We start from the raw sequence: 12031 nt of genomic DNA on the forward strand, positions 1-12031 counted from the left end.
TATGCTTTAGGTAAACTATAGCAGGCCTTTAGCCCTACCGAAACAGGAGCCGTTTCATGGAGTTCAGCGTAAAAAGTGGTAACCCGGAAAAACAACGCTCTGCTTGTATCGTCGTTGGGGTCTTTGATCCCCGTCGATTGTCAGGCGTAGCCGAACAACTCGACAACGTTAGCGATGGCTATCTGAGCAACTTATTGCGCCGCGGCGACCTCGAAGGCAAAGCCGGTCAGGTATTGCTGTTACATCATGTACCTAATGTCCTCGCCGAGCGTGTATTGCTTATTGGTTGTGGCAAAGAGCGAGAGCTTGACGAACGCCAGTATAAGCAAATTATTGCAAAAATGATCAATACGCTTAACGAAACAGGCTCGATGGAAGCGGTCTGCTTTTTAAGTGAACTGCATGTTAAAGGCCGTGATACCTACTGGAAAGTTCGGCAAGCCGTTGAGGCTGCACGTTCCGCTAATTACACCTTTAACCAGTTAAAAACTAAAAAAGAGGAGCCGCGCCGACCGCTGCGTAAGCTGGTGTTTAACGTGCCCAGCCGCAAGGAACTAGGTATTGGTGAGCAGGCGATTCAGCATGGTTTAGGTGTAGCAGCCGGAATGGATCGTTGCCGCGACGTAGCCAACATGCCGCCGAATATCTGCACACCCCGTTATTTAGCAGAACAGGCGAAGGAAATAGCTGACAGCTACGACAACTTAACCGTGACCACGGTTGAAGAAAGCGAGATGGAGCAGCTGGGCATGAATGCATACCTGGCCGTTGGCCGTGGCTCAGAGCATGAGTCAGTGCTTACACTGATGCATTACCGCGGTGCTGCCGATGAGCAGGCACCTATTGTGTTAGTTGGTAAAGGCCTGACATTTGACTCCGGCGGTATTTCCATCAAACCCTCCGCCAACATGGACGAAATGAAATATGACATGGGCGGTGCTTCCGGTGTTATCGGCGCGATGCAGGCGTTGGCAGAGTTACAACTACCGATCAATGTTATTGGCGTGATGGCAGGCTGCGAAAACATGCCCGATGGCAAAGCTTATCGCCCGGGCGATATTCTTACTACCATGAGCGGACAGACGGTTGAAGTATTAAACACTGATGCTGAAGGCCGTTTAGTCTTATGCGATACGCTAACTTATGTTGAACGTTTTGAGCCCGAATTGGTTATCGACATGGCTACCTTAACCGGTGCCTGCGTGGTTGCACTGGGTTCACATGCCTCGGCAGTTTTAAGTCAGCACAACCCGCTGGCCAGCGAAATTCTTAGTGCCGCATCGCAAAGCGGCGACAAAGCGTGGCGCTTGCCACTGTGGGACGAATATCAGTCGCAGCTGGATAGTCCGTTTGCCGATATGCAAAACATCGGCGGCAAAGAAGCCGGTACCATTACCGCGGCCTGTTTCTTATCGCGCTTTACCAAAAAATACACCTGGGCACACATGGATATTGCCGGCACCGCATGGAATGGCGGCGCTAATAAGGGATCAACGGGTCGCCCGGTGCCGCTGTTGACGCAATTCCTGATTAATCGTTGCAGCCAGACGGATAGTTCAGAGTAACATGTCGCGGGTTACTTTTTTTCTGCTACCCGAGGCTGCCGCAGACGAGCAAAACGGTCTCATTTGCGATAAAATTGCGGATCTTTTTCGGCAACATAAAAAGGTTCGTGTCTTTGCTCGGTCGCAACAGCAGGCTGAACAAATCGACGAGCTATTGTGGCAGCGCCCGGCGGACAGTTTTATTCCCCACAATCTGGTGGGCGAGGGGCCTGCTAATGGCGTGCCGGTAGAAATCGTCTGGCCTGAGGCTGACAACATCGCCCGCCGGCCCGGCTACGTTTTGTTTAACCTGGCTGAGCAGGTGCCGGCGCAAGCACAACAAAGTCACACAATTTTTGATATCGTGCCGGCCGATGAAGAGCAAAAAGCCATTGCACGTGAACGTTACAAACATTATCGGGCCAGCGGTTGCCAATTAACCACTGAGCCCCTGAACGCAGAGTAATAGTAAGGTCATTATGGATAAGACGTATTCCCCCAAAGACATCGAAGAAAACCTCTACCAGCAGTGGGAAGAAAAGGGCTATTTTAAGCCCAGTGGAGAAGGTCAACCCTATTCCATTATGATTCCGCCCCCCAACGTCACCGGTAGTTTGCATATGGGGCATGCGTTTCAGCATACCATCATGGATACGCTAACTCGTTACCAACGCATGGACGGCAAAAACACACTCTGGCAGGTTGGTTCTGACCATGCCGGTATTGCCACCCAAATGGTGGTAGAGCGACAGTTGGCGGCGCAGGATACAACACGCCAGCAACTCGGCCGCGATGCATTCATCGACAAAGTATGGGAATGGAAAGAACAATCCGGCGGCACCATCACCTCGCAGATGCGCCGTTTAGGTGACTCGGTCGATTGGGATCGTGAGCGCTTTACCATGGACGAAGGTTTATCAAAGGCGGTACTGGAAGTCTTTGTGCAGCTATACAAAGACGATTTAATTTATCGCGGTAAGCGCCTGGTTAACTGGGATCCCAAACTGCAGACCGCTATTTCTGACCTGGAAGTAGAAAACAAAGAACAACAAGGCTTTATCTGGCACCTGCGTTACCCACTGGCTGATGGTGCAACAACAGCCGATGGCAAAGATTACCTGGTGGTCGCAACGACCCGTCCGGAAACCATGCTCGGTGACGTCTGTGTTGCCGTGCATCCGGACGATGAGCGCTATCAGCATTTGGTTGGCAAACATATAGAGCTACCTATCGTTAACCGCCGTGTGCCGATTATTGCTGACGATTATGTTGATGCTGAATTTGGTACCGGTTGTGTGAAAATTACGCCGGCGCACGACTTTAATGACTATGAAGTAGGCAAACGTAACCAACTGGGTATGATCGCCGTATTTGACGATACCGCGCATGTGCTCGCCACTGCGGGCTTGTTTACCAGCACTGGCGAAGAGCTGGACGAGCTCAATGGCTTTGACGGTAAACTGCCGGCGCAATACGCTGGTCTGGAACGTTTTGAAGCGCGAAAAAAATTAATTGCCGAATTTGAAGCCAATGGCTTGCTGGAAAAAACCGAAAAGCACACCAACAAAGTGCCTTATGGCGATCGCGGTGGCGTCCCCATTGAGCCACACTTAACCGACCAATGGTATGTGCGCGCAGCACCGCTGGCTAAACAAGCCACCGAAGCGGTTGAAGACGGGCGTATTGAATTCGTGCCGAAGCAATACGAGAACATGTATTTTAGCTGGATGCGTGATATCCAGGATTGGTGTATCTCTCGTCAGCTATGGTGGGGACATCGCATTCCGGCCTGGTATGACAACGACGGTAACGTCTATGTCGGCCGTAACGAAGACGAAGTTCGTCGCGATAACGAGCTGTCGGCAGATATTCAATTGCGTCAGGACGATGACGTGCTCGACACCTGGTTCTCGTCAGCGCTGTGGACTTTTTCTACACTAGGCTGGCCGGAACAAACCGATGATTTAAAAACCTTCCACCCGACCGATGTGTTGGTAACCGGTTTTGATATCATTTTCTTCTGGGTTGCACGCATGATCATGATGACCATGCACTTTATGAAAGACGAGCAAGGGCAACCACAGGTTCCTTTCAAAAAAGTGTATGTAACCGGGCTTATTCGGGACGAAGAAGGCCAGAAAATGTCGAAGTCTAAGGGCAATGTACTTGACCCGCTGGACATGATTGATGGTATCAGCGCCGACGAGCTGGTGGCAAAGCGCACCGCTAACTTGATGCAGCCGAAAATGCGCGAGAAAATTGAAAAAGCCACGCGCAAACAATTTCCGGAAGGGATTACACCACACGGCACCGATGCGTTGCGTTTTACTCTGACCGCACTCGCTTCAACCGGACGCGATATTAACTGGGACATGAAACGTCTGGAAGGCTACCGCAACTTCTGTAATAAGTTGTGGAACGCCAGCCGCTTCGTGTTGATGAACACCGAGGAGCATGATTGTGGTGCAGCCGGCGGCGATATGACGCTGTCGTTGGCTGATGAGTGGATCCTGGCGCGTTTCAATCACACGGTTAAGGAATTCCGTCAGGCGCTGGACAGCTACCGCTTTGACATGGCGGCATCTATTGCCTACGAATTCACCTGGAACCAGTTCTGTGACTGGTATCTGGAGCTGACCAAACCGATTTTGCAACAGGGTAGCGACGCTGAGCAACGCGGTACACGGCGTACGCTGGTTACGGTACTAGAGCAGTTACTGCGTTTATTACACCCGATCATGCCATATATCACCGAGACTATCTGGCAGCGCGTTAAACCGCTGGCCGGCATACAAGGCGAAACCATTATGCTGCAAGCGTTCCCGCAGGTCTGTGACGATACTGATGTGCAGGCAATGCAGGACATGGAATGGCTGAAGCGGGTTATCCTGGCTATACGTAACATTCGCGGCGAGATGGACTTATCACCCAATAAACCATTGCCTCTGTTGCTATCGCATGCCGATACCATGGCACGGGGCCGTATCGAGAAAAACCAGAACTTTTTAAGTAGCCTGGCGAAGCTCGAGTCGGTTGAGTTCCTTGGCGATAATGATGATCCACCGGCTAGCATGACGGCGCTGGTTGATAATCTGCAGCTGCATATTCCTATGGCCGGGCTGATTGACAAAGACGCTGAGCTTAAGCGCTTGAACAAAGCGATTGAAAAAGCGGAGAAAGACCTGCAACGTGTCAGTGGCAAGCTAAGTAACGAAAACTTTGTCAGTAAAGCACCTGAAGCGGTGATTGCGAAAGAACGTGAAAAGCAGACCGAAGCGCAGGAATTGGTTAACCAGTTACAGGAACAACTGAAGAAAATTGAGGCGCTGTAGTTAAAAGAGTTAAAATAGTTAAGTTAGCCACTGCGCCTTAAACCTCAGTAAAAGCGCTTGAGTCACTCAAGCGCTTTTTTATTCTTCGTCGTCCTCATAATCTTCATCATATTCTTCATCGTCGAGTAGTGTGCCCCAGCCGTCATACTCAACACCGCACTCATCGGCAATGGTCGCAACTTCGCGAATTTGACGCGCCAACACGTCTTCATCAAGGCCTGCGTCAACCGTCGCCGCAAAAGCAAACCAGCGTTGTCCGTTATCGTCTTCAAATTCGTCGGCATCATCAACGTGATAGCCTTCCTTTACCAGCTCTACCGCAGCTTTCTCTAACTTAGTAAAGTCCTGACTCGCCAGGTGATGATCGATTTCGTACAACAACGAAGGATCCGCACCATCACTCACCAAAGCGTCTATGGTTTCGCGGCTCTGCTGTAATAAGGCCTCTAGGTTTACACTCATGAATCTTCCTTTTGCTTGTGTTCAGGTTGCTCACCTTCTAACTGAGCATCCAGCGCGGCAATTTTTTTCGCCATTAGCTGATGACTATGTTTGCTTAACTCGCGCAAAGTCTCTTTGCGGTAGTTAGCAATCGGCAGAGGTTGCAAAAACTCTACCAGTAACTCGCCGTTATCCCAGCGATTGATATCGATTTTACCATGTAAATTAGAGACACACACCGGCACCACGTCAACGCCCGCTTGGTACGCGGTATGAAAAGCACCGTTTTTAAACGGCAACAGGCCTCGTCCGTTACTGCGGGTTCCCTCCGGAAACATCCACACCGAGATATCGCGCTTTTTTATCGCGGCAGCCGTTTGTGCAATGGTACCGTGCGCCCTGCCCTTATTGTTGCGGTCAATCAAAATATTACCGGCCAGCCAGTATAACCAACCAAAAAATGGGATCCACTTAAGGCTTTTTTTGCCCAGGGTGACGGTGTTGGGCGGCAGTGCTGCGGCGATCGTAAAAATTTCCCAGCTATTTTGGTGGTTACAAATATAAACGTAGGGACCATTTTTAGGTACATCAGGATGCACTTTTACCCGCAGCTTAAGCCCGAGTATACGCGTCGCTGAACCAAAAATGTGAGCCCAACGATAGGTGTTATTGCGATGAAATGGCCTTAATATGCAGAACAAACAGCCGATAACACCCACTAACACAATAAAAATGCCTAAAACCAACCAGCGAACCGCAGCTAACATTATTTCTCCTTGTTGTTTTGCCTCGCTAGTATAACCTCTTTAACAAGAGTAAACGTCCGATCAGTGACGACAGGAACCACAACGATGACGATTTTTGAACGCCCGGCAATTGAAGATGAAGTCTATCAGGAACTGCTAGACGAAATTAAAGATTTACATCAGCAGGCAGAGACCAGCCTGATAGCACTTGAGCATGAACCAAATAACGAGCAACATCAACACAGTGTGTACCGCTCAATCCATACCATCAAGGGTGATTTGGGCATAATTGGCCTATCGCCCATGGTTGCCGTTATAGGTGCCATTGAGGACTTGCTCGATTTAGTCCGCAAAGGTGACATGAGTTACAACTCGGTTTTTAGCGACATCGTGCTGTCATTGATTGATCAGGTTACCGAGTTTGTCGAAACTTGCCAGAACCAGGAAGTTATTGACGTACCCGATCGCCGTTATCAGAGCGTGATTGATTTAAGCGCCGACATTGTCGCCGCCAATGACACAGAACGTCAGCCGCTGCTGGGGCGTTTATTGGCTCGCTTGTCACCGGAGCTGATACTGGATTCTGATATTCAGCCGCAGCAACAATACCGGCCACCGCATACCGAAGATGACTGGGACTACGATTTACGCTTTTTCAGGCGCCTAATGGCCGAGGTCGAAAGACGATCCAGCTATTGGCACGATCGTGCCGATCGTCAGCTAAAAATAGCGCTGATGATCAATCGCTATGCAGGCAGCCCGGTGGACGAAAAGCAATTAACCGCGGCCTGTTATGTGCACGACTTCGGCATGGGCTTTATGCCGCTGACATTGTTGCACCAAAGCGAACCGTTAACACCGGATCAGCACAAATCTATTCAAAACCATGTTTACTTATCGGCTAAGCTACTGGAGAACCTGGATTACTGGAAGACGGCTAAATTAATGGTGTTACAACATCATGAACATGCCGACGGTAACGGCTATCCGTTGGGCTTAAAAGATAATGAGATCAGCGACGGGGCAAAGATTCTGGCGCTGGTTGATACCTTTGACGCCATGACGCACGAACGAGCGCATCAGCACCACCTTAAGCGCCCCATCAGTCGTGCCGTCGCGGAAATTAACCGGCTGGCCGCCACCCAGCTGAGTCCATACTGGGTAACCGTTTTTAACGAAGCCATGAACAATTTAGTGAAAAGCTGGCGTTAATCGCCAGCTTGGTGCTCCTCAGCCTCGGTAGTCGCCGGGGTTTCTTCTATCGTTATCGCATCAACGCGTTGCAAACCGCGCGGCAGTTTGTTGCCTCGTCGTCCGCGTTCACCACGATAATGCTCTAAGTCCGAAGGTTTTAAGGTCAACTTACGTTTACCCGCCTGCAAGGTCACGGTGGCATCGTTAGGCGCGCTGGCCAAGGCAACGACATACTCTTCACGTGTTTGCGCGCGCAGTGCCGGAATACTGATAATCTTATTACCTTTGCCCTTTCCTAACTGTGGTAAATCAGCAACCGGAAATACCAGCATACGGCCCTCGTTGGATACCGCTATAACACTCTCTTGCGAGGGTTCACGCACGCTCACCGGACTTAATACTTTAGCTCCGGTAGGCAGCGTCAGGATGGCCTTGCCATTTTTATTGCGACTCACTAAATCTTTGAATTGGCAGACAAAGCCATAACCGGCATCAGAGGCCAACAGGTAATGTTGCTCCTCTTTGCCCATGATCACTTGATCGACTGACTCGCCGGCAACAATGTTAAAACGGCCGGTGAGCGGTTCACCCTGTGAGCGAGCCGATGGCAACAGGTGCGCTTCGCAAGAATAACTGCGGCCGGAAGAATCAAAAAACACCACCGGCTGGTTACTTTTACCTTCTGCAGCAGCAAGGAAGCTATCGCCTGATTTATAACTCAGCTTCTCGCCATCGATGTCGTGTCCTTTGGCGCTGCGCACCCAACCTTTTTTCGACAGCACAACCGTGACCGATTCGGCCGGCGTTAGCTCACGCTCACTCAAAGCTTTTGCTTCACCTCGCTCCACCAGTGGCGAACGGCGCTCATCACCATACTTTTCGGCATCCGCCAGCAATTCTTTTTTGATTAAGGTTTTCATGCGGCGCTCTGAACCCAACAACTTTTCCAGCTGCTCACGTTCTTTTTCGAGCTCGTCCTGTTCGCCCTTCAGCTTCATCTCTTCGAGCTTAGCTAAATGGCGTAATTTTAATTCCAAAATTGCTTCAGCTTGCTTGTCGCTCAGACCAAAGCGCTTGATCAGCTCTTCTTTAGGCTTATCCTCATAACGAATGATCTCGATGACTTCGTCAATGTTAAGGTAGGCAATCAACAAACCTTCTAACAGATGCAGTCGCGCCAGCACTTTATCCAGACGGAACTGCAGACGGCGCGTGACCGTTTCTAAGCGGAACTGCAGCCATTCGCTTAAAATTCCCACCAGCGGTTTAACTTTAGGACGTCCATCTAAGCCCAGAATATTAAGATTTACCCGATACTGCTTTTCCAGGTCAGTAGTGGCAAACAAATGCGCCATCAGTTGTTCGGTATCAACCCGATTTGAACGCGGCACAACCACCAGACGAGTTGGATTTTCGTGATCCGACTCATCGCGTAAATCCGACACCAGCGGTAGCTTCTTAGCTTGCATCTGCGCCGCAATTTGCTCAAGAATCTTGGCACCGGAGGCTTGATGCGGTAGTGCAGTAATGACTATCTCACCCTCTTCCAGCGCATATTTGGCACGCATTTTTACTGAGCCACGGCCGGACTCATAGAGTTTTTTGATGTCCTCCGCCGGGGTAATAATTTCGGCGTCGGTGGGATAATCCGGCCCGCGCATGTGCTCCATCACGTCATCCAGCGACGCGCTGGGCTTGTCTAGCAAGTGGGCACAGGCGTTAGCGACTTCGCGGGCATTGTGCGGTGGAATATCCGTGGCCATTCCGACTGCTATCCCGGTTACGCCGTTAAGCAAAATATGCGGCAGGCGCGATGGCAGCACCTTGGGTTCTTTCATGGTGCCGTCAAAGTTTGGTATCCAGTCTGACGTGCCCTGCCCCAGTTCGCTCAGTAATACTTCACTAAATTTGGACAGCTTAGCTTCGGTATAACGCATTGCAGCGAAGGATTTGGGGTCATCCGGTGATCCCCAGTTACCCTGCCCGTCAACCAACGGATAGCGGTATGAAAATGGCTGCGCCATCAACACCATAGCTTCGTAACAAGCGCTATCACCGTGCGGATGAAATTTACCCAGTACATCACCGACCGTACGTGCTGACTTCTTATATTTAGCCAATGCCGATAAACCCAGCTCTGACATCGCATACACAATACGGCGCTGCACCGGCTTTAAGCCATCGCCGATATGCGGCAGGGCTCGGTCCATAATCACGTACATGGAATAATTCAGATAAGCCTCTTCGGTAAAGCGGCTTAAAGGTGTCTGTTCACTGACTTCCATCGACATCGTTATACTCTCCGCTTAAATCCGTTAAAGCTCGGCCAGATCGGCCATATTACCTTTGCTTTCCAGCCAGGTACGGCGATCGGAAGCACGCTTTTTAGCTAACAACATATCCATTAACTCTTCCATCTGTTCTGCATCGTCAATGGTCAACTGCACTAATCGGCGGGTATTAGGATCCATAGTTGTCTCGCGCAGCGTTAGCGGGTTCATCTCACCCAAACCTTTAAAGCGCTGCACATTAATTTTGCCTTTGCGCTTTTCGGCCTCGATACGGTCTAAGATACCGCGCTTCTCATCTTCATCCAGCGCATAAAACACGTCTTTGCCTACATCGATTCGATACAACGGTGGCATCGCCACAAAAATATGGCCGTTTTCTACTAATGGACGAAAATGCTTCACAAATAGCGCACATAAAAGCGTTGCAATGTGCAGTCCATCAGAATCGGCATCGGCGAGGATACAAATTTTATGGTAGCGCAATTTGTCTAAATCAACGGTATTCGGGTCGACCCCAACCGCCACAGAAATATCGTGAATTTCCTGCGACGCCAGAATTTGCTCTGGCTCGACTTCCCAGGTATTCAATATTTTACCGCGTAACGGCATCACCGCCTGAAAATCACGGTCCCGGGCCTGCTTAGCAGAGCCACCCGCAGAATCACCCTCGACTAAAAACAACTCGCTACGTGACGGCTCCTGCGAGCTGCAGTCGGTTAATTTACCCGGTAGCGCCGGGCCTGAGGTGACTTTTTTGCGCACCACTTTTTTGCTGGCCCGCAAGCGCCGCTGGGCATTGTTAATACACAGCTCTGCTAACGCCTCAGCTTGTTCGGTGTGTTCGTTCAGCCACAGGCTAAACGCATCCTTTACCACCCCTGAGACAAAACTGGCAGACTGCCGTGATGACAACCTTTCTTTGGTTTGCCCGGCAAATTGCGGATCCTGCATTTTAGTAGAAAGAATATAGCTGCAACGATCCCAGACATCTTCCGGAGTAAGTTTTACCCCACGCGGCAGCAAATTGCGGAACTCGCAGAACTCACGCATCGCTTCCAGTAGTCCTTGACGTAAACCATTGACGTGGGTACCGCCTAACGCTGTCGGTATTAGGTTAACATAACTCTCGCTAACCCCTTCACCGCCTTCCGGTAACCAGGTTACAGCCCAATCTACGCCCTCGGTTTGCCCGGAAAAACTGCCATCGAATGGCTGCTCCGGCAAGGTTGGTAAATGACTCACCGCTTCGACTAAGTAATCGGTTAAACCGTCTTGATAAAACCAGGTGTCTTCGCTGTCATCGAGTTTATTCTTAAACTGAATGGTTAAGCCCGGACATAACACGGCTTTAGCGCGCAGTAGATGGCGTAATTTTGGTACCGAAAATTTTGCCGAGTCGAAATATTTAGGATCTGCCCAGAAATGCACACGAGTACCAGTGTTGCGTTTACCGCAGCTACCCGTCACTTCCAGTTCACTGACCTTATCGCCGTTTTCGTAGGCCATTTCATAGACATTGCCGTCACGCTTGATGGTGAGTTCGACCCGCGTCGACAGGGCATTAACCACCGAGATACCAACGCCGTGCAGACCACCGGAAAACTGATAGTTTTTATTGGAAAACTTACCGCCGGCGTGGAGCTTACTCATGATCAACTCAACTCCGGGGACTTTTTCTTCCGGATGGATGTCCACGGGCATGCCGCGACCGTCATCTAACACTTCCAGTGACTGGTCCTGATGCAAAATCACAGTAACTGTTTTAGCGTGGCCAGCCAGCGCCTCATCGACACTGTTGTCGATAACTTCCTGACCTAAATGATTAGGCCGGGTGGTGTCGGTATACATCCCGGGACGGCGCTGAACCGGTTCTAACCCGTTAAGCACCTCAATAGAATCGGACTTGTAATCTGTCATAGGTTTGGTCGTTAGCGCTTATAGTTATAATAAATGAATACAGCGATGATGATGATAATGTACCGCTAAGCTACGCCTATTTGAAGCCGTGGGGAAGAAATTTGTCGTTGAAGCCTGAACTCACCTGTCCCTGCTGTCGGCATAATTGTAACCAATCTGCTAAAAATTGATTCACCTGATATTTTTCGTCGCGGTGGCGCATGTCAGGGTTGGGCTGTTGATAATGAACCGCCAATCGCCGCACGCCCTGACTAGCAATAACTTCCGCCATGCGCACATCATGGTACAAACGTATCTCCAGCTGCGCGCGTAAATAATCGGACGCCCAGTGTGCCGGCTGTTGCCGAATTAACAGCTCGGAGGTATAGCGAGCTTCGGAGGTAATGGTTAACTCAAAAGTTAAAAACTCACCGGTGGTGATGCTAATGGTTTCGCCAACATCAGGGATTAGGTTTATCAGTCCGGCATAATTTCGCTCATGCAGACGGTGCAGTTCGGCGACATCGACCTGATAGCGTCTTTGCTGTGCCGGCTTTTGGCTATGCTTTAAACTCAACCCTGTGCTC

The 12031-nt window shown here is 50.3% G+C and carries 9 protein-coding genes; 4 read left to right on the forward strand and 5 right to left on the reverse strand.

Translation table 11 applies throughout. From position 1 onward, the window contains the following. The first annotated feature begins 56 nt into the window (after window positions 1-56). The 3 genes from pepA to DEU29_RS07085 are packed head-to-tail and all read left to right on the forward strand — an operon-like array spanning window position 57 to window position 4876. Window positions 57-1565 carry a leucyl aminopeptidase gene (gene pepA, locus DEU29_RS07075; protein WP_133539550.1) on the forward strand — a complete coding sequence of 503 codons (1509 nt, stop codon included), beginning with the start codon at window positions 57-59 and terminating at the stop codon, window positions 1563-1565. Between the two features lies 1 nt (window position 1566). After that, the gene (locus tag DEU29_RS07080) at window positions 1567-2010 is read left to right on the forward strand and encodes a DNA polymerase III subunit chi (RefSeq protein WP_133539551.1); all 444 of its coding nucleotides are present in this window, start codon (window positions 1567-1569) and stop codon (window positions 2008-2010) included. Window positions 2011-2023: 13 nt separating this feature from the next. Then, window positions 2024-4876, forward strand: coding sequence for a valine--tRNA ligase (locus DEU29_RS07085; protein WP_133539552.1), 2853 nt, complete (start codon window positions 2024-2026; stop codon window positions 4874-4876). 78 nt (window positions 4877-4954) lie between these two features. On the opposite strand, the gene rraB is transcribed toward DEU29_RS07085, so the two are convergent. Continuing rightward, window positions 4955-5338: a ribonuclease E inhibitor RraB gene (rraB, locus tag DEU29_RS07090; RefSeq protein ID WP_133539553.1), complete on the reverse strand. Its 384-nt coding sequence runs from the start codon at window positions 5336-5338 to the stop codon at window positions 4955-4957. After that, window positions 5335-6084: a 1-acylglycerol-3-phosphate O-acyltransferase gene (locus DEU29_RS07095; protein WP_133539554.1), complete on the reverse strand. Its 750-nt coding sequence runs from the start codon at window positions 6082-6084 to the stop codon at window positions 5335-5337. Before DEU29_RS07095 ends, rraB begins: the two co-directional genes overlap by 4 nt. 84 nt (window positions 6085-6168) lie before the next feature. Between DEU29_RS07095 and DEU29_RS07100 the strand changes: the two genes are divergently transcribed. After that, the gene (locus DEU29_RS07100) at window positions 6169-7275 is read left to right on the forward strand and encodes an HD domain-containing phosphohydrolase (RefSeq protein ID WP_133539555.1); all 1107 of its coding nucleotides are present in this window, start codon (window positions 6169-6171) and stop codon (window positions 7273-7275) included. Here the strand turns inward: DEU29_RS07100 and parC are convergent. The 3 genes from parC to DEU29_RS07115 form a co-directional block, all read right to left on the reverse strand. After that, window positions 7272-9548: a DNA topoisomerase IV subunit A gene (gene parC, locus DEU29_RS07105; protein WP_133539556.1), complete on the reverse strand. Its 2277-nt coding sequence runs from the start codon at window positions 9546-9548 to the stop codon at window positions 7272-7274. The genes DEU29_RS07100 and parC overlap by 4 nt on opposite strands. Before the next feature lie 24 nt (window positions 9549-9572). Next, the gene (gene parE, locus DEU29_RS07110) at window positions 9573-11465 is read right to left on the reverse strand and encodes a DNA topoisomerase IV subunit B (RefSeq protein ID WP_133539557.1); all 1893 of its coding nucleotides are present in this window, start codon (window positions 11463-11465) and stop codon (window positions 9573-9575) included. Between the two features lie 76 nt (window positions 11466-11541). Then, complete coding sequence (locus DEU29_RS07115; protein WP_133539558.1) at window positions 11542-12021, reverse strand: DUF1249 domain-containing protein; 480 nt, start codon at window positions 12019-12021, stop codon at window positions 11542-11544. Between the last annotated feature and the right edge of the window lie 10 nt (window positions 12022-12031).

Origin of the sequence: Idiomarina aquatica, assembly GCF_004362895.1 — a bacterium.
Lineage (GTDB): Bacteria > Pseudomonadota > Gammaproteobacteria > Enterobacterales > Alteromonadaceae > Idiomarina.

Coding starts and splice junctions, on each gene's coding strand:
- pepA (WP_133539550.1), top strand. CDS start 57: ATGGAGTTCAGCGTAAAAAGTGGTAACCCGGAAAAACAACGCTCTGCT.
- DEU29_RS07095 (WP_133539554.1), bottom strand. CDS start 6,084: ATGTTAGCTGCGGTTCGCTGGTTGGTTTTAGGCATTTTTATTGTGTTA.
- DEU29_RS07080 (WP_133539551.1), top strand. CDS start 1,567: ATGTCGCGGGTTACTTTTTTTCTGCTACCCGAGGCTGCCGCAGACGAG.
- DEU29_RS07100 (WP_133539555.1), top strand. CDS start 6,169: ATGACGATTTTTGAACGCCCGGCAATTGAAGATGAAGTCTATCAGGAA.
- DEU29_RS07085 (WP_133539552.1), top strand. CDS start 2,024: ATGGATAAGACGTATTCCCCCAAAGACATCGAAGAAAACCTCTACCAG.
- rraB (WP_133539553.1), bottom strand. CDS start 5,338: ATGAGTGTAAACCTAGAGGCCTTATTACAGCAGAGCCGCGAAACCATA.
- parC (WP_133539556.1), bottom strand. CDS start 9,548: ATGTCGATGGAAGTCAGTGAACAGACACCTTTAAGCCGCTTTACCGAA.
- parE (WP_133539557.1), bottom strand. CDS start 11,465: ATGACAGATTACAAGTCCGATTCTATTGAGGTGCTTAACGGGTTAGAA.